This window comes from Aeromonas sp. S41-2 (assembly GCF_027705845.1).
Classification (GTDB): Bacteria; Pseudomonadota; Gammaproteobacteria; order Enterobacterales; family Aeromonadaceae; genus Aeromonas; species Aeromonas hydrophila.
In genome coordinates this window covers 1-23,764 of record NZ_JAPDCG010000008.1, presented here as the reverse complement: position 1 = coordinate 23,764, position 23,764 = coordinate 1, and the positions used below count along the sequence as shown (strand labels likewise).

General features: G+C 55.6%; 18 protein-coding genes. 10 read left to right on the top strand and 8 right to left on the bottom strand.

What is annotated here, in order from left to right:
* Positions 1-66 precede the first annotated feature (66 nt).
* Entirely contained in the window at positions 67-225 is a 159-nt protein-coding gene (locus OKC44_RS17100) for a hypothetical protein (RefSeq protein WP_162901958.1), read from the bottom strand.
* Positions 226-1,774: 1,549 nt separating this feature from the next.
* Here OKC44_RS17100 and OKC44_RS17095 point away from each other — a divergent pair.
* A complete protein-coding gene (locus OKC44_RS17095) occupies positions 1,775-1,960 on the top strand; it encodes a hypothetical protein (protein WP_139703480.1) in 186 nt (61 codons plus the stop codon).
* 1,181 nt (positions 1,961-3,141) lie between these two features.
* Here the strand turns inward: OKC44_RS17095 and galK are convergent.
* From galK to galE, 3 genes are read right to left on the bottom strand one after another with little or no spacing between them, the layout of a single operon-like run.
* Entirely contained in the window at positions 3,142-4,299 is a 1,158-nt protein-coding gene (galK, locus tag OKC44_RS17090; protein WP_113070408.1) for a galactokinase, read from the bottom strand.
* 9 nt (positions 4,300-4,308) lie between these two features.
* The gene (galT, locus tag OKC44_RS17085; protein WP_041213008.1) at positions 4,309-5,349 is read right to left on the bottom strand and encodes a galactose-1-phosphate uridylyltransferase; all 1,041 of its coding nucleotides are present in this window, start codon (positions 5,347-5,349) and stop codon (positions 4,309-4,311) included.
* A gap of 26 nt (positions 5,350-5,375) precedes the next feature.
* Positions 5,376-6,395, bottom strand: a complete 1,020-nt coding sequence (gene galE, locus OKC44_RS17080; RefSeq protein ID WP_041213009.1) for a UDP-glucose 4-epimerase GalE — start codon at positions 6,393-6,395, stop codon at positions 5,376-5,378.
* Positions 6,396-6,707: 312 nt separating this feature from the next.
* Between galE and galR the strand changes: the two genes are divergently transcribed.
* Both galR and OKC44_RS17070 read left to right on the top strand, forming a co-directional pair.
* The gene (galR, locus tag OKC44_RS17075; RefSeq protein WP_041212951.1) at positions 6,708-7,709 is read left to right on the top strand and encodes an HTH-type transcriptional regulator GalR; all 1,002 of its coding nucleotides are present in this window, start codon (positions 6,708-6,710) and stop codon (positions 7,707-7,709) included.
* Between the two features lie 496 nt (positions 7,710-8,205).
* A complete protein-coding gene (locus OKC44_RS17070; RefSeq protein WP_081999277.1) occupies positions 8,206-9,492 on the top strand; it encodes a maltoporin in 1,287 nt (428 codons plus the stop codon).
* Between the two features lie 210 nt (positions 9,493-9,702).
* On the opposite strand, the gene OKC44_RS17065 is transcribed toward OKC44_RS17070, so the two are convergent.
* The 4 genes from OKC44_RS17065 to OKC44_RS17050 all read right to left on the bottom strand — a co-directional run bounded on the left by OKC44_RS17065 (position 9,703) and on the right by OKC44_RS17050 (position 14,699).
* Positions 9,703-10,707: a glycoside hydrolase family 53 protein gene (locus OKC44_RS17065; protein WP_042863742.1), complete on the bottom strand. Its 1,005-nt coding sequence runs from the start codon at positions 10,705-10,707 to the stop codon at positions 9,703-9,705.
* Between the two features lie 123 nt (positions 10,708-10,830).
* Positions 10,831-11,250, bottom strand: a complete 420-nt coding sequence (locus OKC44_RS17060) for a hypothetical protein (RefSeq protein WP_041212954.1) — start codon at positions 11,248-11,250, stop codon at positions 10,831-10,833.
* 25 nt (positions 11,251-11,275) lie between these two features.
* Positions 11,276-13,318: a methyl-accepting chemotaxis protein gene (locus tag OKC44_RS17055; protein ID WP_041215314.1), complete on the bottom strand. Its 2,043-nt coding sequence runs from the start codon at positions 13,316-13,318 to the stop codon at positions 11,276-11,278.
* Positions 13,319-13,616: 298 nt separating this feature from the next.
* Complete coding sequence (locus OKC44_RS17050; protein ID WP_041212956.1) at positions 13,617-14,699, bottom strand: ABC transporter ATP-binding protein; 1,083 nt, start codon at positions 14,697-14,699, stop codon at positions 13,617-13,619.
* Positions 14,700-15,259: 560 nt separating this feature from the next.
* Here OKC44_RS17050 and OKC44_RS17045 point away from each other — a divergent pair.
* The 7 genes from OKC44_RS17045 (at position 15,260) to OKC44_RS17015 (ending at position 23,658) form a co-directional block, all read left to right on the top strand.
* Positions 15,260-16,489 carry an extracellular solute-binding protein gene (locus OKC44_RS17045; RefSeq protein WP_041215313.1) on the top strand — a complete coding sequence of 410 codons (1,230 nt, stop codon included), beginning with the start codon at positions 15,260-15,262 and terminating at the stop codon, positions 16,487-16,489.
* A gap of 78 nt (positions 16,490-16,567) precedes the next feature.
* Entirely contained in the window at positions 16,568-17,872 is a 1,305-nt protein-coding gene (locus OKC44_RS17040) for a carbohydrate ABC transporter permease (RefSeq protein WP_041212958.1), read from the top strand.
* Positions 17,873-17,884: 12 nt separating this feature from the next.
* The gene (locus OKC44_RS17035; protein ID WP_041212959.1) at positions 17,885-18,736 is read left to right on the top strand and encodes a sugar ABC transporter permease; all 852 of its coding nucleotides are present in this window, start codon (positions 17,885-17,887) and stop codon (positions 18,734-18,736) included.
* A gap of 22 nt (positions 18,737-18,758) precedes the next feature.
* Entirely contained in the window at positions 18,759-19,958 is a 1,200-nt protein-coding gene (locus OKC44_RS17030; protein WP_118881374.1) for a glycoside hydrolase family 53 protein, read from the top strand.
* A 63-nt stretch (positions 19,959-20,021) separates the two neighbouring features.
* A complete protein-coding gene (locus OKC44_RS17025; RefSeq protein ID WP_042016006.1) occupies positions 20,022-22,076 on the top strand; it encodes a beta-galactosidase in 2,055 nt (684 codons plus the stop codon).
* A gap of 54 nt (positions 22,077-22,130) precedes the next feature.
* A complete protein-coding gene (locus OKC44_RS17020) occupies positions 22,131-22,478 on the top strand; it encodes a glucose PTS transporter subunit EIIB (protein WP_041211339.1) in 348 nt (115 codons plus the stop codon).
* Position 22,479: 1 nt separating this feature from the next.
* Positions 22,480-23,658: a glycoside hydrolase family 53 protein gene (locus OKC44_RS17015; protein WP_042863745.1), complete on the top strand. Its 1,179-nt coding sequence runs from the start codon at positions 22,480-22,482 to the stop codon at positions 23,656-23,658.
* Positions 23,659-23,764 lie beyond the last annotated feature (106 nt).

Here is a 23,764-nt window from a genome sequence, read left to right as displayed (position 1 = left end):
ATCGTGCTCGGGGTTTAATTGACGCGAGCGGTTATCGTCGTCATCTTTTTTAGACATGTTGTTTCCTTACTTTTTAGTTTCCGGTTTTGGCGGGGTGACTGCAGCGGTTTTTTGTGCACGTGCGGTGAAACTGTCTTTACTCACACCACCTCCGTTACTCCGAGCTTCAGCACTATGGATACGAGATACGGCTTCTGTGGTCATTGGTTTTTTGCTGTTGCTCATCATAGATCTCCTTGTCATCTCCAGTGGATGTACTGGATAGCGACAATGTATGGAAAATGAAGCCATCTAACAGGGGGCAAAAAATGGAAATTTCTGTAAGGTATGGTGCAGAGGGGAGTTGGAATGCCGAGATGTAGTGTCCGAAAAAACTGACCCCGTTTTCCGTCTGTGTTTACCAACTTTCGGTTGCTTTACTCCAGAGCTGCCAAGTTGAACAAGTCTGGATAATGGAATCACCAGAATACAACATTGATGAGAGCTGCATATATTATTAAGTTTCAGAATCAGGTTTCTTCAATTTTTATTCTGGGGGGAGAGGTGTTTTCTTTATTTTTTCTCCGCCAGTGAATGGAATCGTAATGCTATCACTCAGCATTAATATTATTTAAGAGTTTCTCTATATAGAGAACATTTCATCCTGAAATACATATTTAGAGTGAGATGTCAATGAAAGCCAGAATGAAAAGGTATAATTATTGAGCATCTATAATATAGCGCCGAAGGCTACACAATATACATAATAAAGCCCCCTCAGTGCAGGGGAGCGTTTGAGGCTCGTTAAGGGGGCCTGGTTATAATTAATGGTATCCCATTGTACTATCGTGGGACAAGACAATGAGATGAGTGTTTAAGTGATTGTATTTGCATGTTTAGTCACTATTTGTTCATATTTTAATGAATTTTCTGAGTTATCTGTGTGATAAGCCGGTTCAGTAAGGGGAGATGTGGGAGTGTCTGCCAAAATATGGCAGCGCCAAATGCTCATTGCCATATTGTGGCACAAGTTTTTGACATTTAGATAGTAGTTTAATGCACCTAACAGATTGTTTTTTAAAACTATATTTTTTAATGAGTAGGGTTTGTGTACATGATGAAATCATAGCTGTAAGAATGGAAAAATGTTCGATAAAAATTGCCATATTATGGCAATAGTCCCTTTATATGCCATCAAGTTAACCCTGTCATTAACCTGTATTGAGGATGATATTTTAATGGTCGTAGCTTTGTTCGGATATGTGGCGTTGTTGTCTAAATTAGCCTGATTTCCCAGATCCAGTTGGCTGTGACACGCGGGCTTTCTTACTGGCTAACCAAGGGTGTTCAGTTTGTTTATCGCGCTCACATAAGGTTTTACTTATCATCCCTGATCCAGTGCCCTCCATCAACTTTTTGAAATGCGCCATCATTGTTTCTGCCAGCGAGCGACTGAAGTGCCTTGTTCATGATGAGGATTTGAAATTGATGGTGATGATCGGCTCATCGTCCCTTAAGTTTGTTCCACTCAAGCCACAGCGATTTGTGGTAAAAATGTCCTGTACATAGTTTCACAAATTAGAAGGTTAACTTGCTGGAAATATACTCCTCCTTGTATGAAGGGGTATCTTAATATTATTTCGTGCACTCAAATTAAAACATCAGTTCTGGTGGGGTTAATGATGTCAAGGAGGTTCCTGATGGCTGTGGTATTGGTTGCAAGTAATGTGGTAACAGCCGCTGCTACTATTGATGTTAACGTCATAGTGCCCTGTTCATTGTCGATAAGAATAGTGTGGAAAAGGTGTTTAACACCATTAACCAGCGCGTATCGGCTATGGGCGATTATTACGCAAGTCAACGTACAGATATCGTTAACAATGGCGCTTATGTAGATCTGCACTTCGAGGTAAAACAGATCCTCGTTATGAGCGATACCGTGCTGAACGCCAACCGCATGACTTGTTATGCTGATCAATGAGAAAGTCGTTGGAGTACGCGATTCTTACGGCCCTGATTTTGGTATCAAAGCGCCACCGTCTTTGGGATGGTATTTGCACTAACAAGACATTCAAGACCTGACCTGCGCTGTACACAGCCCTTATGCCTCAAGCACGATGAAAATGCCAGATGGTAATCTCCGTGCTTACTACGTATGGGCAAAAGGGTCTGGTGCGGGCTTCATGCCGAGGAGGTTGCTGACCGCACTTTCGTCATGGCAATAGACAGCACAACCCTGACCAATGACAAACTGTACATCGACGTAACCATCACTGCCTCCGGTACTGATGTAGCAACCGAGCGTCTTTCTGTAGAGCTGTATAACCAATCTGGCAGCGCCGTTGTTGGCCAACACTACAACGATGGAATCTCGCAATTGGTGCGCTTTGACCCGACCACTTGCCAAGCGGTACTCGATACGGCGGGCAATCCGACCTACACAGTGCGCATGACAGCCCGTGATCTGGTAGTTTGTGGTTGCCAAGAGCGTCCCCCTCGGTTTGCGTAGCGGTACTGGCACTAACGTGATCACCAAGCCAATCGCTATCACTGTGCAAGGCGTCAATATTGATAACGGTGGTAATGATGGTGGCGACAATGACGGCTGTAGTGGTTCTACCGGCCCTCTGTAACAGCTTACTTTGGTTTCTTTTGGCTTGGTGCGGCAATTCAAAAGGAGTTAGTCCAAAGGTATCCGTTACATCTCTCCATCCGTTTAGCTGGTCAATGTCTAGAGGGAGAATCTTCTCGCTGATTTCAAAGGAGCGCGAATCTATGTTCATGATGCGGCATTCGTGCAAACCGATGTAAAGAACGGCTACTGCAGTGGCAAGATGATCCAGAATTTAGAAACCTTCTGGAGCCAATATTTCAGCCGGTCTAACGGGCAGCTCGTTGCATTTTGGCATCCTGAGCTCACTGTCGCTGTTCAATAATGAACTCACCACGGCTTTGAAACACTAGCCTGTAGAGATGTAATGCACCTCCATAGCGGTGGCGCTTTATTTTTTCGTTCTCCTGAGATGTTCTAACCTATGTCGTAAGCGAGTCTGGATTGCGAGGTGTTTACAAAACCAGTGGCGATTCAATGTGTGTCATGATCAGCTTGGACATATGTAGAGTTGTTTTCGCTGATCATGACATTAAGGTGGCAATGAAAAATCAGAGGGGGCCAGCTCCTGCGGAGGGCTTACAGATATAGATACTCGGGGCCAGACCGCTCACTTGGGGATAACGAATATTAACCTGTTCGCACACTGCTGCTGTCAGTGACTGTGGAACCAATGCAACCACACAGCCACCAAACCCGCCACCAGTCATCCTCACACCACCACGACTGCCGATGATCTCTTTGATCATGTCGACCAAGGCGTCGATAGCAGGCACTGTGATGGCAAAATCATCACGCATCGAGGCATGGGACAGCGCCATTAATTCGGCCATCATGACCATGTCTTCATTGGCAAGCGCATCGGCCGCTGCCAGCGTTCGTTCATTCTCGGAGATGACGTGGCGTGCACGGCTCGCGACGACAGGATCCAGTTCGTTGGCTCGCTCGGTGAACTGGGTCATCGTCAGGTCACGCAGTGCCTTGACCCCAAAATGCCGTGCGGCCTCTTCACACTGTGCCCTGCGGGTATTGTATTCGCTATCCACCAGGCCCCGGCGTACGTTCGAGTTGATGATGACCACATCAATGTCGGCTGGAATGCTCACAGGACGGGTATCCAGACTGCGGCAATCGATCAGCAGAGCATGATCTTGCTGACCCAGAGCCGAGATGAACTGATCCATGATACCGCAGTTGCAACCGACGAACCTGTTTTCCGCCAGTTGTCCATTAAGGGCGATATCTGCTTGGCTGATGTCGAGGTGATTCATCTCTTTGAAGATCTGTCCTACTGCCACTTCCAGAGAGGCGGAAGAGCTCAGGCCTGCTCCCTGAGGTACATTGCCACTGATTACCAGGTCTGCCCCTGTCAGTTGACAGCCTCGCAATAGCAAATATTTGACGACGCCTCGCACATAGTTGGCCCACAGGTATTCCGGGCGCGCCTCTATGGGGTGGCGTAAGTCAAATTCATCCAGTTGGTTGTGATAGTCGGCAGCGATAACCCTGATCAGACTGTCTTGGCGGGGGGCAGCACTGATCACGGTCTGATAATCGATGGCGCAGGGTAGCACGAAACCATCGTTATAGTCCGTGTGCTCCCCAATGAGGTTAACACGCCCAGGTGCCTGAATGGCGAGGGTCGGGCGATAACCATACTGGGTGTAAAAGGTATGTTCAGTCACGCTGTGTGGCGATTCAATACTCATGTCTCAACCTCAAACCTGTTCACGAAAATGGATATCGCTGACGGAACGCAGGCGTTCTGCCGCCTGTTCTGCCGTCAGGTCACGTTGTGTTTCTGCCAGCATTTCATAGCCCACCATAAACTTGCGTACGCTCGCAGAGCGCAGCAGGGGCGGGTAGAAGTGGGCATGCAACTGCCAGTGATCATTCTCTTCGCCATTGAATGGCGCACCATGCCATCCCATCGAATAGGGGAAGGAGCACTGAAACAGGTTGTCATAGCGGCTGGTCAGTTTTTTGAGCGCCAGTGCGAGGTCTGCACGCTGTTGCGGTGTCAGTGTCGGTAGACGTGTTACCGCAAACTTGGGAAGCAACAGGGTTTCGAAGGGCCAGGCAGCCCAATAAGGCACTACTGCCAGCCAGTGTTCCGTTTCCACTACGGTGCGGCTGCCGTCAGCCTGCTCGCGTTCCGCATAATCGAGCAACATGGCTCGACCATGTTTGGCAAAATACTCCCGTTGGGCGACATCTTCCCGCGCGGCTTCGTTGGGCAAGAAGTCGTTGGCCCATATCTGCCCATGGGGATGGGGATTGGAGCACCCCATCATGGTGCCCTTGTTTTCGAATACTTGGATCCAGCGGTATTCGCGCCCCAGCTCTGCAGTTTGTTCACACCAGGTGTTGACCACGGCAGTGAGGGAGGGGATAGACAACTCGGGCAAGGTCTTGCTGTGATCCGGTGAGAAGCAGATTACCCTGCTGGTGCCGCGTGCACTCTCTAGCTGGAAGAGGGGGTCCTCGCTGGTTGGGGCCATAGGTGTATCAACCATCAGTGCCGCAAAGTCGTTGGTAAAAACGAAGGTCGACGGATAATCCGGATTTTTGTCACCAGTGACGCGAGTATTGCCGGCGCAGAGGAAACAATCCGGATCGTGAGGGGAGCGCTGGGTACGATCGGGTTCATCCTGCTGGCCCTGCCAAGGGCGTTTCGCCCTGTGGGGAGAAACGAGAACCCACTGTTGGATCAATGGGTTGTAACGACGGTGAGGGTGGTCGGTCGGTTCGAATTGCATAGTAAGGTCTGTCTCGTTCTGTATATTCATGGAAGGGGGTAACCGTTTGGATTTTGGGATTGCCAGCGCCAGGTATCAGCCGCCATCTCATCAAGCGTGCGATAAGCCTTCCACCCCAGCTCGTTATAGGCCTGTGTTGGATCTGCCCAACACTGTGCTATGTCCCCGGCGCGGCGCGGCACGATCTCATAAGGCAGTTCGCGGCCACAGGCCTTGGAGAAGGCGGCATGAATGTCCAGGACACTGTAGCCATGCCCAGTGCCCAGGTTGTACACATGGACGCCAGCTTGCCCAAGCGCATGTTTCAAGGCTGCGACGTGGCCATCGGCTAGATCCATGACATGAATGTAATCCCGCACACCGGTACCATCTGGTGTCGGGTAGTCATCACCAAAGATGGCGAGTTTGGCACGGCGGCCCACTGCCACCTGGGCAATATAGGGCATCAGGTTATTGGGAATGCCCTGGGGATCCTCGCCCATCAGGCCGCTGGGATGGGCGCCCACCGGATTGAAATAGCGCAACAGGGTTAATGACCAGTCGGGGGCTGAGTGTGCAAAGTCCTTGATGAGGCGCTCCACCATCAGCTTGCTTTGACCATAAGGATTGGTGGCGTGAAAGGTGGGCGACTCCTCGGTGATGGGCATGATCTCCGGCTCGCCATAGACGGTGGCAGATGAGCTGAACAGCAGGGTCTTGACCCCGGCGCGTCGCATTGCCTGCAGCAACACCAGGGTGCCGCTGACATTGTTGTCATAGTACTCGAGAGGCTTTTGTACCGATTCCCCTACGGCCTTGAGGCCTGCGAAATGGATCACGGCATCTATCTGCTGGTCTGCAAACACACGATCCAGCAGGTCGGCATCCCGCACATCACCGTGATAGTGCTGGGGGCGCAGTCCGCTGAGGCTGTGGATACGTTCGAGGACGCTCTCTTTGCTGTTAACCAGATTGTCCAACAAGATGGGGGTCATCCCGGCAGCGATAAGCTGCAAGCAGGTATGACTACCTATGTAACCAGTTCCACCTGTCACGAGTATCTTCAACATGATTCGCTCCTTGGCGCTAGTTTTAATTGGGTTTTATTTAGTGTAATCGCTTTCCCTTATTCTGCGCTTGTGAACAAGCTCCTGGAAGATGCATCTCCATTTGATGTGATTTTTGTCACATTTTTCACCGCGATGAGCATGAGAATGGATAAGGGTGTATGTAAATGGATTACACAGCGAGACGCTCGTATTGATAGAATGCTCTCGCTTTTGATATGAAAGCCGTGTCAGGTATTGGAAATGTCGGTAGTATCTTGACCCAGTACAGCACTGGTTTTTATTTATACCGTTCACCGGAAAAGCTAATTCATGGCAACCATCAAAGATGTAGCACTCCTGTCAGGCGTATCTGTCGCCACCGTCTCACGCGTCATCAATCACTCGCCAAAGGCGAGTCAGGCGTCACGAGACGCAGTCTTCAAGGCGATGCATGAACTCAACTACCATCCCAACGCGAACGCGAGAGCATTGGCCCATCAGAACAATGACACCTTGGGATTGATCGTTGCTGATGTGTCTGATCCCTTCTTTGGCACCATGGTTAAAGCTGTCGAGCAAGTGGCACAAGCTACGGGGAATTTTCTGCTTATAGGAAATGGCTACCACGACGCAGCCAAAGAGAAGCATGTAATAGAGCAGTTGATAGGGCATCGCTGCTCTGGCCTGGTGGTTCATGCCAAAATGCTGCCAGATGAAGAGCTGATCCAGATGATGAGCTATGTTCCTGGAATGGTGCTTATCAACCGTATTGTTCCTGGATTCGAGTCCCGTTGTGTTGCGCTGGATGATCGCTATGGTTCTTGGCTTGCAACTCGTCACCTGATCCAGGAAGGGCACAAGAAGATAGGGTTCCTGTGCTCAAATCATCAGATATCAGACTCTCAGGACCGTCTGCAGGGTTATTTGGACGCACTGCAAGAGCACAATATTCCGGTTGATGAACGTCTGATCTCCCGTGGTAGTCCTGATGAATTGGGGGGGGAGGCAGCAATGACGGAGTTGCTGAGTCGGGGGCAACAGATGACAGCCGTCGTTTGCTATAACGACTCAATGGCGGCGGGGGCCTTGTCAGTGCTTAGTGATAACGGGATTGATGTACCTCAAGACCTCTCTTTGGTGGGTTTTGATGATGTGTTGATATCTCGCTACCTGCGCCCTCGTCTGACAACGGTGCGCTATCCCATCATTGCTATGGCCACTCAGGCTGCAGAGCTGGCCATTGCTTTGGCAAAGGGGGGGCCTTTGCCCCAGACGACGCATATGTTTAGCCCGACACTGGTTCGCCGTCACTCGGTTCGCACCATTGATTAGTCCAAGTGCTGGGCTTGTGGGCCTATAGCGATTACGGCAAGGTTACCAGCTCGGGCCTTGCCTTTTTAAAGTCTCATCTTCCTCTTTAATGCCTCAATGTCCTCCTCTTCAAAACCTCTGAACTAGACGCTCTGGCGAAACAAATAGCCTCCTGGTGCCCAGGAGATGCTTCCGCAAGAGAGGCTTCATGTTCTGCACATCACCTTCATCACCCTTAACGTCAACCATGCTTGAGAACTACCGCTCACTCCTTATGTAATCGATAACACTCTTGTTGGTTTGTTTTATTGATTTAAAATCAACGACTTACCTCATGATGTGTAATGGCTACCAGAAGGCTATCTTATTTATTAGTGTAATTATTACAAATGTGTGAGTTTCGTCATGTCATTCACTACGACGTTGTTCTTATAATCCCTCTCGGATAGTGAAAGCGCTTTCCCTTTGGACTGGTAAGCGGTTTATCAGGATAACAATGCAACAGTGGAATAAAGGAATAACTATGAAAGTGAAGCTACTGACGACTTCCGTTGCCCTCGCTCTGTCAATGACAGCATTAAATGCTAATGCTGTTGATTTCACAGGGTATTTTCGCTCTGGCGTAGGTGTGTCCCAGGATGGTGATATGCAAACTGGTCGACAGAACGTTGTCGGCCGCCTGGGTAACGAAAACGATACCTATACCGAAATTGGTATTGGTCAGGAGGTTTACAACAAGGATGGCAAGACTTTCTACGTTGACAGCATGTTTAGCATGCAGAGCGATGGCTCTAATGACTATGAAAGTACCACCACAGTGTGTAACTTCGATCAAAAAGAGTGTAAGGACGATGCAACCTTTGCCCTGCGCCAATTCAATGTGAAGGCCAAGGGATTGCTCTCAGCCGCGCCCGATGCGGTGGTCTGGGCTGGCAAGCGCTTCTACCAGCGTCATGATCTCCACATCATCGATACCAAGTACTGGAATATCTCGGGAGCTGGCGCCGGTATTGAGAATCTCAAGGCCGGCCCAGGCGCCTTCTCACTGGCCTGGATCCGGTCCGATGGCAACGATATCGATAACTCGATTGTCAACAATGACCTCAACGTCAACTTCCTGGACCTGCGCTATGCCGGCTGGGCTCCCTGGGAAGGGGCTTGGACCGAAGCGGGCGTCAGCTATGCGATGCCTAATCCGACCGATGAACAGAAGAAGGTCGGTAATCTCTATGATCCCAAGAATGGTGTCATGCTGACGGCAGAGATGAGTCAATATTTTGCCGATAGCCGCATCTACGAGAAGTTGGTGCTGCAATATGCTGACAAAGGGTTGGCCCAGAACATGATCTCCCAGGGGGGTGGGTGGTATGATGTTTGGCATTTGACCGACGATGCCAAGGGATACCGTGTAATTTTGACGGGTGACATTCCCATGGGTGAGAAATTCAGTGTGAACCATGTCTTCACTTACGGTAAGGGTGAGAAACTTGAAGCATGGCATGACAACACCGAACTGTTCAGCGCCGTCGCGCGGGGTGGTTATGCGTGGACTGACATCATGAAGACGCTGGTTGAAGCCGGTACTTATGAAACTACCAAGACCTGGACAAGCGGTTCTGAAGAGAAATCGAGTGGCCAGAAATATACCTTGGCTCAAGCCTGGTCAGCTGGACCCAGCTTGTTTGCTCGCCCGGAGATCCGTGTGTTCGCCAGCTATTTGAAAGATGGCGAAGGCAAATCCTTCAACGGTGGTGAAGATGACCACACTTGGAACTTTGGTGTTCAGGCCGAAGCCTGGTGGTAAAAAAACGATTCATCAATATCATGGGAGCCCAACCGGGCTCCTTTTTTAATGTCGTCTCGAAATGATTAGTCCGGACCTGCGTGAAATGATGGGGTTGGGGGGAGGTGAGCATTCCACTGAAGAACCATCAGGCAGTATGTTGAAAGGGGAGATCTCCTTTGAAAAAAAGAGGCGCAGCATTGTGGCTGCGCCTTTGCTTTAACGGGTCAATTACTGCAACAGAAAAGCATCCAGTGCGTAGGTGGGTTTGCCACCATTGTCCATCAATCCCAGGCTGTAACCCTGCCAGTTCTTGTAACTCTGCGGTTCCCAATAAAGCACGCCGAGGCCCTTGTTGTCAGGGATCCACTTCATTTTGTTGAGTAGATCGGCGATGGTGTCATAGCTGTTTTTCGGGTCATCCCAAGGCATGCCAACCTCCACGATCATCACCTCTTTGTCATATCGACTCACCATATCGGATAGATTGTCATAGCAGAGGTTGTTGAGGGTAAACCAGTCACCGTTACCGCTCTGTGTTGGGTAGATGGAGGCACCAATTACATCCCACTTGGCGCCGTTGTTCTTGAGACCATCAAACATCCAGCGATAGAGAGTGTTGTTCTCACAGTTGGCCAAGTGGACGATCACCTTGGTACTACTGTTGACCGCCTTGACAGCGTCGTAGCCGCTGTTAATGAGCCAGGCAAAGTTCTTCATGTTGACCGAGGCGCGCCCCTCTTCCCAGAGCATGCCATTGTTGGTCTCGTTGCCCACTTGTACCCACTTGGGGGTGATTCCTGCGTTTTTCAGGGCAACGAGGGAGTTGTAGGTGTGCCACCATACGTTCGACATTAGCTGATCAAAGGTGTAGCTCTGCCAGGCTGCAGGTTTGGTTTGCTTGCCAGGATCAGCCCAGCTGTCGCTGTAGTGGAAGTCAATCAGCAGATCGAAACCGGCCGCCTTGGCCCGCTTGGCCTTGGCGATGACGTCACTGATGTTGTTCCAGCCATCGGCAGGATTGACCCATACCCTGAGCCGGATGGTGTTCATACCGTGCTCTTTCAGGGTCTTGAACAGATCTTGCTGCTGGCCGGCGTCGTTATAGAACTTGTACCCGGCTTTCTCCATCTGGGTCAGCCAGCTGACGTCAGCTCCCTTGACCATGGCCTCTCCCTGGCCATGAAACAGCAGGGCGCCGCCAAGCAGCAGGGTGGTAAGCAGATGTCTCTTCATTGTTGTTATCTCCTGTCTGGATGTGTGTAGGGTGGCGACAGGGAGGCAGTCCCGCGCCGGGATGGCGTCGCCGTGCGGCGCCATCCCGGCGGAGGCTGGGGCCGCCTTGCGGCGGCCCTGGGATCACCCGGCGGGGGAGACGGTGACCTGGATGTGTTGGGGATCGCGGCGATCCAGGGTGATGCGATACTGGCCGTCGCTGGGCGGGGTGAACTTCATGTCGCTCCACTGCCAGCCGGCCTTGACTACCACCGGCTTGTCCGACTCGACCTTAGCGGCGGGGTCGAACTGGCCATAGGTGGTGTCGGCCTTCCACTTCTCATCGGCAATCTTGAACTTGTAGGCGCCGTGACTGGCCTGCAAGGCCACCTGGACCGACAGCAAGTCCCCTTGCTGGGTAACCAGTTGCTGGTCTGCCGGGGCCTCCCAGTTGTTCATCTCGCCGCGCAGGAACAGCGGGCGGGCCAGGGGATCCTCCTCGTTGGCCAGCGCGGGCTGGAGGCAGGCGATCAGGGTAGTCAGCAACAGTGTCTTCTTGAACATGGATGGTCCTCTCTGTGGTGTGTGCTCAGGCGCTCTGCAGGGTGAAGCGGCGGGTCAGCGACAGTTGCTGCTGCGATAGCTGCTGCAACTGGTCGCTGGTCTGTGCCACCTTTGCCAGGGCGCCCTGGTTGTCGTCGGCAATCCGGGCGATGTTGGTAATGTTGCGGGCGATCTCGGCGCTGGTCTGCTGTTGCTGCAGGGTCGCGCTGGCGATACGGCTGCTCTGCTCGGCCACCTGCTGCAGCGCCTGGGATAGCTCGGCTAGGGTGGCGCAACCCGCGTCGCTGTCGGTGCGACTCTGGGCCATGGCGTCGTGGCAGCGCAGCATGGTGGCGACCGCACCGCGGGTGCTTTGCTGCAGATCGTCGATGATCCCCTGGATGCGGGTGGTGGAGTCTGCTGTGTGGTGCGCCAACTGACGCACCTCGTCGGCCACCACGGCAAAGCCACGCCCCTGTTCGCCGGCGCGGGCCGCCTCGATGGCGGCGTTGAGGGCCAGCAGATTGGTCTGCTCCGTGATGCGCTCGATCAGGGCGAGGATGTCACCGATGCTGACGCTCAATGTCTGCACCTGTTCCACGCTGCGGCGCGACTCCGCCAACTCGTCAGCCAGTTGCTGCAGCCGTTGACCGGTCGCCGCCCCACGCAGGCTGGCGGCGTGGGCCGCCGCGGCTATGTTGCCGAGGGTCTGCTCGGTCTGGCCTATGCTGCCGGCGACCTCGCGCACCGAGTAGTCCATCTCCTCCATGGCGCTGCAGACCCCTGTGGTTTCGTTGCGCTGCTCGCCGATGGCAAGTTGGGCGTGATGCTGGGCGTGCTGGTTCTGGCCGGCCATGCGGCCGAGGGCATCGGCGGCCTGAACTATCTGACCGAGCATGCCGCTCATCTCGTCGGCCAGGGCGTTGATGCCGGTCGCAAGCTGGCCGAACTCGTCGTGGCGCAGTAGCGGCACGCGTTGGCGCATGTCTCCCTGACTCAGGGCCTTGAGGGTGGTGAGGATGTGGTGCAGTGGCTGGCGGATGGCGCGCACCAGGTGCCACAGCACCAGGGCGCCGAGACCGAGGGAGAGCAACAGGCCGGCGCACAGCCCGAGGCGCAGCCAGAGCAGGATGGCGCCGCTGCCGGCGGTGCTGTGGCGAAGCTGAGCGTCGATCGCGGCGTCAAGCTCGCTCAGATCGCCTAGCAGGCTGTCGATAAGGCGGCTGGCCTGCACACTCTGGTTGCGCAACATGATGCTCTGTTCGACCAGCGCCAGGTGGCGTGCCGGCAGGCTCTCGGGGCCGGCCAGCAGGGTGGCGAGGGTATCGAACCTGGCACCCGTACCGCGTTCCAGGCTCAGGGGCACGCCGAAGGCATCCTCCTGGCCGGCGAGCTGGCGTGCCAGCTCCTGGCGCAGTGCCGCCGCCTGTTCGCTGGCGCGTGCATTGGCAGCCAGACGTGCGGCAACGGGGGCCGGATCCTGCTGCTTGAGGATCTCCTGTGTGGCGCTGACCTGCTGTTCCAGGTTTGCCAGCAGGCGGCTCTTGAGCAGCACGGCGGGGTGGCTGCCCAGAGGGGCGAGCAGCACATCGAGGGCGCTGGCAAGCTGGCGCGCCGTGTCGCCAAGGCGGGTGTCGGCCGCCAGCTTGCTCTGTTCGAGGCGGTTGTGTGCATAGTCATCGACCAACTGCTGGGCCAGTTGCCAGTAGGCGGCCTGTTGCTCGCGCAGGCTCTCGACGCGCGCACTCTGTTGCGGCTCCCCCGCTATCTGTCGAGCCAAGGTGGCCAGATCCTGGTCGAAACGGGCCTGCCATTGCTGCATCTGCTCGCGGGCGGCGCCCAGCTCCTCCTCTCCGGTCTGCAACAATGCGTTGCCCAGATGTCGGTCGAGGGTGAAGAGATCGCGGGTCACGGCGCGGCTCTGCACCAGGGTCGGCGCGGTATGGCTGGCGAGCAGCCCCACCTGGTCGGCCAGCCGTTGGCCGGCGTAGAGAGAGAGGGCCACCGAGAGCAGCAGCAGCAACAGGATGACGGCAAAGCCCAGCGCCAGGCGCTGGATGATGGAAAGGTGACGAGTGCGCAAGTTCATGGTATCGATTACATATGGTGTTGAGTCAACCCAGCCTGATGACACAAGTGATAAGTCATATTTTATCAGTGCTTTACCTCGTTAAAAGATAAGGCCGCGATAAGGGAGGGCACCTGATTCTGATTTTTAGTGTAACGTTTTCATTGTTTTGTGAATCTCTTACACTCTTTCTCGGCACCCTTGTACGGGATTTGTCCAGGGTTGCGAGCCCGCTCTCATTTTGTGTCCCGCGCCCGGGGATAAAAAAAAGCCCCCGACTGGCGGGGGCAAAATGGATCGGGGCATGCAGTAGCCGCGTTCAGCGGCTGATCCTGAGCCCTTCGGCATTGAACACAAGGCAATTTTGCGGGGCAAAGAAGACATCCATCTTCTGGTACGGATGAAACTCCCCATCCCCTGCCAGCAGCAGCTTGAAGCCGTCGGTGCCGCAGCACTGACCGAACAGGTAGGTGCTGTTGCCAAGACGTTCCACCACCTCGCAGGTAAAGGCGAGGTGGATCCCCTCTGCGCCCGGCACCACATGCTCGGGACGCAGGCCAAGGGAGATCTCGCTGCCCGGCTCGAGTCGCTCGGTGAGGATGGGCAGGGTGAGCTCCTGCTGGCCGGCTACCTTGACCCGGATCTGCTCCGGGCTCCAGGCCAGTACGCGGGCCGGCAGGAAGTTCATCTTGGGTGAGCCGATAAAACCGGCCACGAAGCGGTTGCAGGGTTTGTAGTAGAGCTCCATCGGCGAGCCGACCTGTTCCACCTTGCCATAGTTCATCACCACTATCTTGTCGGCCAGGGTCATGGCCTCCACCTGATCGTGGGTCACGTAGATCATGGTGGTCTTGAGTTCCTGATGCAGCTTGGCGATGTGCAGGCGCATCTCGACACGCAGCTCGGCATCGAGGTTGGAGAGTGGCTCGTCAAACAGGAACACCTTGGGGTTGCGCACGATGGCACGGCCGATGGCTACCCGCTGGCGCTGGCCGCCGGAGAGCTGCTTGGGCTTGCGATCGAGCAGGTGGGAGAGCTGCAGCGTCTTGGCCACCATGCTGACCTGGTGGGTTATCTCCTCTTTCGGCACGCCATTGACCCGCAGGCCATAGCCCATGTTCTCGGCCACCGTCATGTGGGGATAGAGGGCATAGGACTGGAACACCATGGCCACCCCGCGATGAGCCGGGGCTACATCGTTGACCACCTGCTCATCAATCGCAATGTGGCCGTCCGAAATCTCTTCCAGACCGGCGATCATGCGCAGCAGAGTGGATTTACCACAACCGGAAGGACCGACAAAGACGGTGAACTCACCATCTTCTACATCCAGATTCACATTATGTAGGGTCACATTGCTGCCAAAACGCTTGATCACATTGTTCAGCCTGATACTCGCCATGAGCTTTAACTCCTTGATAATAAATGCCTTAGCTGCAAATGCTGGGGGCAGTCATGCCCCTGCTGCGGCTTCTTTGCCCTGGGAGGGAGAAGGCGTTTCACACCGTTTCACTCTGTGGCTTTGGGAGGACTATATCAGTCAGGTGTAAGCGGTTGCACAAAATGCTGTTTCTTTTGTGCATGAGATCACAGCCTTGGTACGTGCTACTGGCAGGCTGGGCAAGCACCGCTTACCGTAGAGTCATTCGGTGTAATCGTTACCTTTTTTGCTGTTCCAGTGCACTCGAAGAGCTGTGTAAAGCAAAAATCAAGTGATAGAGCGTATTGCTCCGGATCTGATGTATGGGATTAAACCATTTATTTTTCATTGCATTAGGTGGTAGTGAGGTTGTGTCATAGAGGCCAGACCAGTCCGGCGTGTAATGTGGTTGTGCTTTGTTTTACACCCGAATTGGTAACAAGCTTCAGAAGTTACACCGACTGGATGGAATCGTAACACTCACTTTGCCTACGTGGTCTGAGAAGACCTGCTTTTACCTGAGTTAGGGACAAGGAAATCATATGAAAATCAACAAATTGACTGCTGCAATGTTGTTGTCTTTGGGCGTTATGGGGTTGGGCCAGGTAGCCCGTGCCGCTGACGGTGAACTGCTGGTGTGGGAAGACATCAAGAAATCAAACGGCATTGAGGAGGCTGTCAAGGCGTTCGAAGCCAAGCACAACGTCAAGGTGAAGATCCTCGAAACCCCCTATGCCCAGCAGATCGAGAAGCTGCGCCTGGATGGCCCGGCCGGCATAGGCCCGGATGTGCTGGTACTGCCGCATGATCAGGTGGGCACTGCCGTGGTGCAGGGGCTCATCAGCGAGATCAAGCCGGGTGCCGACTATCTGGCAGGCTTTACCAAGCCGGCGGTGGATGCCCAGACTTATGAAGGCAAGCTCTATGGCCTGCCCAAGGCGGTCGAGACCATCGTCATGGTCTACAACAAAGACCTGCTGCCCAAGGCGCCGGAGAGCTTCGACGAGCTGGTCAAGGCCTCCCAGACCCTGCGTGGGGAGAACAAATACGGCCTGCTCGCCAAGTTTGACGAGATCTATTACTCCTACGGCGTAGTGGCCGCCATGGGGGGCTACATCTTCGGCCAGAACCCCAATGGTTCGCTCAACGTCAAGGACGTGGGCCTGGCCAACCAGGGCTCGGTCGATGCAGTGAGTTTCCTCAAGCGTTTCTACAGTGAAGGACTTTTCCCGGCCGGTATCGTGGGTGAGACCGGTGCCAACGCCATCGATTCCCTGTTCACCGAGAAGAAGGCTGCTGCCGTCATTACTGGACCCTGGTCGTTCCAGCCCTACAAGGATGCGGGGGTGAACTACGGTGTCGCACCGCTGCCGACATTGCCCAATGGCGAGCATATGCGTTCCTTCCTCGGCGTGAAAGGGTACAGCATCTCTACCTATTCCAAGCAGAAAGAGTTGGCGCAGCAGTTCATCGAGTTCATCAACCAGCCTGAGTACGCCAAAGTCCGCTTCGAGAAGACCGGCGAGATCCCGCCGCTCAAGGCGCTGATTGACGATCCGCTCATCAAAGATGACGAGAAATCCCGTGCCGTTGCCATTCAGGCCGGTTTCGCCACTCCGATGCCGAGCGTGCCCGAGATGCAAGAGGTGTGGACCCCTGCCAACAGTGCACTGCAGCTTGGCGTGACTGGCAAGCAGGATGTGAAGGCGGCACTGGAAGGTGCAGTCAAGAACATCAACATGCAGATCGAAGTCAACCACGCGCAGCAATAACACAAGTTGGGCGCAGGCCCAATTCGGGCCGGGCGGCATTCGTGGCCGCCCGGGCTCTTAATGGAAAGGAGGTACATTGTGGTTGTCGATTCCGGATCGCTTACCCAGATCGGTACAAGAACCCATCATGCCAAGGTGGCCGCCCTGCTCTCGCTGATCCCGGGACTCGGTCAGTGGTATAACCGGCAATGGGTCAAGGGCACCCTGTTTTTCACCGTCATGGCCTGCTTCTTCGGCGTATTCCATGATTTTCTATCTCAAGGGTTCTGGGGGCTGTTTACCCTCGGCACGGAGTTGCCCCGGGACAACTCCGTCTTCCTCCTGGCCAAGGGGGTTATCAGCGTACTGGTGGCCATCTTTGGTTGCGCCATCTACTACTGGAGCGTCCGCGACGCCTATGTTAACGGCGATCGCCGGGATCGTGGCGTAGCGCTGACCAGTGTGCGCAAGCAATACCAGTTGCTGCTGAGCGAAGGGTTCCCGTATCTGATGATCACCCCGGGCTTCATCCTGCTGGTGTTCGTGGTGGTGTTCCCCATCATCTTTGGTTTCTCCATCGCCTTCACCAACTACGATCTCTACCACACGCCGCCGGCCAAGCTGGTGGACTGGGTGGGGATGAAGAACTTCATCAACATCTTCAAGCTCGATCTGTGGCGTTCGACCTTGCTCGACGTGCTGCAGTGGACCGTGATCTGGACGCTGATCGCCACCACGTTGCAATGCTCGGTCGGGGTGCTGCTGGCGATCCTGGTCAATCAGAAGGATCTGCGCTTCAAGCCGCTCATCCGCACCATCCTGATCCTGCCGTGGGCAGTGCCCGGTTTTGTCACTATTCTGGTGTTCGCCGGCATGTTCAACGAGACCTTTGGTGTCATCAACAACGGTATTCTGGCTTCTCTGGGTATCGACCCCAAGGCATGGATGACAGATCCCTTCTGGACCAAGACGGCCCTCATCCTGATGCAGACCTGGCTTGGCTTCCCCTTCGTCTTCGCCATGACCACTGGGGTGTTGCAGGCTATCCCGGATGATCTCTACGAGGCGGCCACCATTGACGGTGCCAGCACATGGCACAAGCTGACTACCATTACGCTGCCCCTGGTGCTGTATTCGATCGCTCCGATCCTCATCACCCAGTACACCTTCAACTTCAACAACTTCAACATCATTTACCTGTTCAACAACGGGGGACCTGCGGTGGCTGGTTCCAATGCCGGCGGCACCGACATCCTGGTCTCCTGGATCTACAAGCTGACCATGTCGTCATCCCAGTATGCGATTGCAGCGAGCATCACCATTCTGCTCTCCATCTTCGTGGTCGGCATTGCCCTGTGGCAGTTCCGTGCGACCAATTCGTTCAAGCAAGACGACATGGTGTAAGGAGATCCAGCCATGAGTGCCAAACACAGTCTGAAAAAGAGTAATGCCATCCGCCTGACCCTAAGCTATTTGCTGCTGGCTATGGTTGCGGTGATCATCATCTATCCCCTGATCTGGACGGTTGGAGCCTCTCTCAATCCGGGCAGCAGCCTGCTCAACACTTCGATCATCCCGGAAAACTTCTCCTTTATTCATTACCAGGAGCTGTTTGACGGGCGTATCGACTACGCCGCCTGGTACTGGAACTCGATGAAGATCAGTTTCCTGACCATGGTGTTGACCCTCATCAGCGTCAGCTTCACTGCTTATGCCTTCTCGCGCTTTCGTTTCCGTGGGCGGCAAAATGGCCTGATGTTGTTCCTGTTGTTGCAGATGGTGCCCCAGTTCTCGGCCCTCATCGCCATCTTCGTGTTGGCCCAGATGCTGGGTCTGGTCAACAGCCACCTGGCGCTGGTGCTGGTCTATGTGGGCGGCATGATCCCGATGAACACCTATCTGATGAAGGGTTATCTGGACGCCATCCCCAAGGATCTTGACGAGTCGGCGCGCATGGACGGGGCGGGCAACTTCCGCATCTTCATCGAGATCATCATGCCGCTCTCCAAGCCCATCATTGCGGTGGTTGCACTGTTCTCCTTCACCGGCCCGCTTGGCGACTTCATCCTAGCCAGCACCATATTGCGCACCCCGGATCAGTTCACCCTGCCAATTGGTCTCTACAACCTGGTCGCCCAGAAGATGGGGGCCAGCTACACCACCTATGCGGCGGGAGCTGTGCTCATCGCGGTGCCGGTGGCCATATTGTACCTCTCCTTGCAGAAGTACTTCGTTTCCGGTCTTACCGCAGGTGGGACCAAAGGTTAATCCGTTAAACAGGACGTTCGACATGAAAATCAAGAAGACGCTGGTGATGGCGGCGCTGCTCGCCACCGGCATGTTGGGTATGCATGCCCCCGCCGTGGCTGCCGAAAATGTGGTGGTGCAACCAGTTGTGGTACCGCAGGAGTTCATCAAGGGGGCTGATGTCTCCATGTTGGCCGAAGTAGAGAAATTTGGTGGCAAGTTCTTTGATGCCAGTGGCAAGCAACAGGACGCCATGGCAATCCTCAAGGAGAACGGCTTTAACTACATTCGCCTGCGCTTGTGGGTAGACCCCAAGGATGCGGACGGCAAGCCCTACGGCGGTGGTAACAACGATCTGGCTGCAACGATAGCGCTTGCCAAGCGTGCCAAGGCCCTTGGTATGAAGTTCCTGCTCGATTTCCACTACAGCGATTTCTGGACGGATCCGGGCCGCCAGAACAAGCCCAAGGCGTGGCGTACGATGTCAGTCGAGCAGTTGGCGGATGCCGTTTACGCCCATACCAAGGAAAGCATGGATACCCTGGCAAAGGCCGGTGTGATGCCTGACATGGTGCAGGTCGGCAACGAGATCAACGGTGGCATGTTATGGCCAGAGGGCAAGAGCTGGGGGCAAAACGGTGGGGAGTTTGATCGCCTGGCCACACTGCTCAAGGCTGGTGTACGTGCTGTGAAAGAGCACGGCAAAGATATCAAGGTGATGCTGCATCTGGCTGAGGGCACCAAAAACGACACCTTCGTCTGGTGGTTTGATGAAGTCGCCAAGCGCGAGGTGCCCTTCGATATCATCGGACTCTCCTTCTACACCTACTGGAATGGCCCCATCAGTGCCCTCAAGGCCAACATGGATGACATCAGCAAGCGCTATGGCAAGGATGTGATCGTGGTCGAGGCCGCCTACGGCTACACCACAGAGAACTGCGACAACGCCGAGAACAACTTCACTGCCAAGGAGGCGAGCGACGGTGGTTACCCGGCCAGCGTACAGGGGCAGGCCGACTTCCTGCGCGATCTGATCAAGAGCGTGGTGGCGGTACCGGACGGGCGTGGCAAGGGAGTCTTCTACTGGGAGCCTGCGTGGCTGCCAACCCATGGTGCCACTTGGGCCACCAAGGCTGGGATGAAGTACAACAGCGACGACTGGAAAGAGGGCAATGCCCGGGAGAACCAGGCGCTGTTTGACTGCTCCGGCCATGTGCTCCCCTCGATCAAGGTATTCAACTGACCCGGTTTCAACCGATAGGGCGACCGGCCATGGCCGGCGCCCCCTCGTTTTAGGAGATGTGTGATGTTCAAGTTTCCCCCGCTCAGTGAACGGGTGCCCGCTCTGCTGCATGGTGCTGATTACAACCCGGATCAGTGGCTGGATGATCCCCAGGTGTTCGAGCGCGATCTCGAGATGATGAAGCAGACCCGCTGCAATGTGATGTCGGTCGGCATCTTCAGTTGGTCTTCCCTGGAGCCACAAGAGGGGCGCTATGAATTCGGCTGGCTCGATACGGTGCTCGATCGCTTGCACGAAAACGGTGTGTCAGTTTTCCTCGCCACACCAAGTGGTGCTCGCCCGGCTTGGCTTTCCCAGCGTTATCCCGAGGTGCTGCGGGTCAGCAAGGAACGTGTGAAGGCACTGCACGGTGGCCGTCACAATCACTGTATGAGTTCGCCTGTCTATCGTGACAAGGTGCGCGCTATCAACGGTGCCCTGGCCGAACGCTACGGCCATCATCCAGGTGTCATCGCCTGGCACATCTCCAACGAGTATGGCGGCGAGTGCCACTGCGAGCTTTGTCAGGAGCGCTTTCGTGACTGGCTCAAGGCTCGTTATGGCAGCATAGAAGCGCTCAATCACGCCTGGTGGAGCAGCTTCTGGAGCCATACCTACACCGACTGGTCACAGATCGAATCCCCGTCTCCCATCGGCGAGAGCTCGATCCACGGCCTAAACCTCGATTGGAAGCGTTTCAATACCGCCCAGGTGAGCGATTTCTGTGCCGAGGAGATCAAGCCCTTGAAGGCGGCCAACCCGAGCCTGCCGGCCACCACCAACTTCATGGAGTACTTCTACGACTATGACTACTGGCAGTTGGCCAAGGAGATCGATTTCATCTCCTGGGACAGCTACCCCCTCTGGCACAACAGTGGCGATGACTCGACCCTGGCGGCGTACACCGCCATGTATCACGACCTGATGCGCACTCTCAAGGGAGGCAAACCTTTCTTCCTGATGGAGTCGACCCCGAGCCTGACCAACTGGCAGCCCATCAGCAAGCTCAAGAAGCCGGGAATGCATATCCTCTCCTCCTTGCAGGCGGTAGCCCACGGCTCCGACTCGGTGCAGTACTTCCAGTGGCGCAAGAGCCGTGGTTCGGTCGAGAAGTTCCACGGCGCCGTGGTCGATCACGTTGGTCACATCGATACCCGGGTGGGCCGCGAGGTGCAGGCGCTAGGCGAGATCCTGGCCAAGTTGCAAGAGGTCGCTGGCAGTCGCGTCGAGGCCAAAGTGGCCATCATTTTCGACTGGGAGAGCCGTTGGGCCATGGACAATGCCCAGGGGCCGCGCAATGCCGGCCTCTTCTACGAGAAGACGGTAGCCGAGCACTACCGCCCATTTTGGGAGGCAGGAGTTGCGGTGGATGTCATCAATGCCGACTGCGCGCTGGATGGTTATGACCTGGTTATCGCCCCGATGCTCTACATGGTGCGCGATGGCTTTGCCGAACGGGTTGACGCCTTTGTCAAACGAGGTGGGCAGTTTGTTACCACTTACTGGAGCGGCATCGTCAACGAGACCGATCTCTGTCACCTGGGGGGATTCCCAGGGCCGCTGCGCCCGGTCCTTGGGATCTGGGCAGAGGAGATAGACGGTCTCTATGACGAGGAACGTAACGCCGTCTCGGGTCTTGCTGGCAACGAAGCCGGACTCTGCGGCCCTTACGAAGTCACTCACCTTTGCGATCTCATCCACCTGGAAGGCGCGAGGGCCCTGGCCAGCTATGACGGTGACTTTTATGCCGGACGTCCGGCGGTGACGGTCAACGAGCACGGGACAGGTCGCGCCTATTATGTCGCCTCGCGAAATGATCTGGCGTTCCAACGCGACTTCTTTGGCCATCTCATCGAGACCCTGGCCCTGCCGCGTGCTTTGCCAGCCTTGCCGGAGGGGGTCACAGCTCAGTGTCGCAGCGATGGTGAGCAGGAGTTCGTGTTCGTGCAAAACTTCGCCAACGCCGAGCGCCTGGTCACTCTGCCGGGTGGTCACAGTGACATGGTGAGCGGTGAGGCGCTGAGCGATTCGCTGGTGCTGCCTCCATTCGGCTGCCGAGTGCTGCGTCGCGCCCGTTGATTGCGGGGCGGAGCCGGTGGCTTCGCCCTCTTTTTTTATGTTTAGGAGATTCAAATGGTCAAGATGCAGGACTTCAAGCGGCTGTTCGCCGCCGCCCTCGGCCACAAGGAGGAAAAATCGACCGAGGCGCCGCTCTCCGGGCTGGACGAGGCGGCCATCACCGCGCTCATCGCTGCCTTTGGTGGGCACGACAACATAGTGAGCTTTGACGCCTGCCTGACCCGGCTGCGGGTCAAGGTCAATGCCTTGCAGCAGGTCGACAGCGAGGCGCTGCAAGGTCTCGGTGCCATCGGCGTCATCATCATCGGTGACGAGGTGCAGGCCATCTTCGGCAAGCGCTCGGACAACCTGCGCCGCGAGCTCGGTCAGTGGTTCGAGCTGCACGAGCCGGAGCAACACTAGCATGTACCTCCCGCTGAGCTGGCCACTGTTGGTCATGCTGGGAGCGATCAGTGCAGGGGCTGGAGCCGCTCCTCACAACCTGGCCATCCGAGGGGCGGATGTCTCCACCCTGGCCGAACTCGAGCACTTGGGCGTTCACTATCAGGACGAAACGCGACAGGGGGATTTGCTAACCCTGATGCGCGAGCGTGGCCTCAACCTGGTGCGCCTGAGGCTGTGGGTCGATCCCCGCTCGGCCAAGGGGGAACCCTTTGGTGGTGGCAACAATGATCTGGAAAAGGTGATTGCACTGGCGCAGCGAAGCCGGGCTCTCAACTTGCCCTGGTTGCTCGATCTTCATTACAGCGACTTCTGGGCCGATCCGGGCAAGCAGTACACGCCACGGACCTGGCGAGGCAAGTCGGAAGCAGAACTGGCGGCGATGTTGCACGATTACAGCGCCGCCGTGATGCAGCGCCTGCGCGAGGCTGGGGTGCCGCCGCAAATGGTACAGGTCGGCAACGAACTCAATAACGGCATGCTGTGGCCGCTGGGGCAACTACACCGGCAGGAAGAAGAGGAGGGGTTCGATCGACTGGCCCAGCTGCTCAAGGCGGCCATCGCCGGGATCCGCGCTGGCAGCGAGGGGGGGATCACCCCACGACTGATGCTGCATCTTGCTGAAGGAGGGGATGAGGCTCAGTGCCTGCGCTGGTTCAAGGCGATGCAGGCGCGCGATGTGCCGTTCGATCTGGTGGGTCTCTCCTTCTACCCCTATTGGCACGGATCCCTGGGTGACCTCTCGCGCACCATGAACAGCCTTGCCACCCAAATCAGACTCCCGCTGCTGGTGGTTGAGACCGCCTATGGGCACGATACCGTCAACCAGGACGCGGTTCGCAATGCCTTCGGTGAGCAGGAGGCCGTGCGCGGCGGGTTTGCTGCGACGCCCGAGGGGCAACTGGCGTTTCTCGATGCCCTGCGTGCCGCTATTGCCGCAGTGCCGGATCGGCTCGGGCTCGGGTTTGTCTACTGGGAGCCGGGCTGGATCCGGGTCACCGGTGACAGCTGGGCCAGTCAGGCTGGCATGGCGTTCCTCGGGATAGACGAACCCCTCGGTAATGGTTGGGAGAACCAGGCCCTGTTTGATCGGGAGGGCAGAGGACTGCCGGCGTTGGCCGCCTTTGCCCCGACCCGCTGACTATTTCACATTGAAGAGATGACAACAGCACCATGAAGACTGACATGAAAAAGACCAAAATCGTCTGCACCATCGGTCCCAAGACCGAATCCAAAGAAATGCTGGC

Coding starts and splice junctions, on each gene's coding strand:
- OKC44_RS17055 (WP_041215314.1), bottom strand. CDS start 13,318: ATGAACTTGCGCACTCGTCACCTTTCCATCATCCAGCGCCTGGCGCTG.
- OKC44_RS17015 (WP_042863745.1), top strand. CDS start 22,480: ATGTACCTCCCGCTGAGCTGGCCACTGTTGGTCATGCTGGGAGCGATC.
- OKC44_RS17030 (WP_118881374.1), top strand. CDS start 18,759: ATGAAAATCAAGAAGACGCTGGTGATGGCGGCGCTGCTCGCCACCGGC.
- OKC44_RS17045 (WP_041215313.1), top strand. CDS start 15,260: ATGAAAATCAACAAATTGACTGCTGCAATGTTGTTGTCTTTGGGCGTT.
- OKC44_RS17050 (WP_041212956.1), bottom strand. CDS start 14,699: ATGGCGAGTATCAGGCTGAACAATGTGATCAAGCGTTTTGGCAGCAAT.
- galT (WP_041213008.1), bottom strand. CDS start 5,349: ATGCAATTCGAACCGACCGACCACCCTCACCGTCGTTACAACCCATTG.
- OKC44_RS17065 (WP_042863742.1), bottom strand. CDS start 10,707: ATGAAGAGACATCTGCTTACCACCCTGCTGCTTGGCGGCGCCCTGCTG.
- galK (WP_113070408.1), bottom strand. CDS start 4,299: ATGAGTATTGAATCGCCACACAGCGTGACTGAACATACCTTTTACACC.
- OKC44_RS17035 (WP_041212959.1), top strand. CDS start 17,885: ATGAGTGCCAAACACAGTCTGAAAAAGAGTAATGCCATCCGCCTGACC.
- galR (WP_041212951.1), top strand. CDS start 6,708: ATGGCAACCATCAAAGATGTAGCACTCCTGTCAGGCGTATCTGTCGCC.
- OKC44_RS17100 (WP_162901958.1), bottom strand. CDS start 225: ATGAGCAACAGCAAAAAACCAATGACCACAGAAGCCGTATCTCGTATC.
- OKC44_RS17060 (WP_041212954.1), bottom strand. CDS start 11,250: ATGTTCAAGAAGACACTGTTGCTGACTACCCTGATCGCCTGCCTCCAG.
- OKC44_RS17025 (WP_042016006.1), top strand. CDS start 20,022: ATGTTCAAGTTTCCCCCGCTCAGTGAACGGGTGCCCGCTCTGCTGCAT.
- OKC44_RS17020 (WP_041211339.1), top strand. CDS start 22,131: ATGGTCAAGATGCAGGACTTCAAGCGGCTGTTCGCCGCCGCCCTCGGC.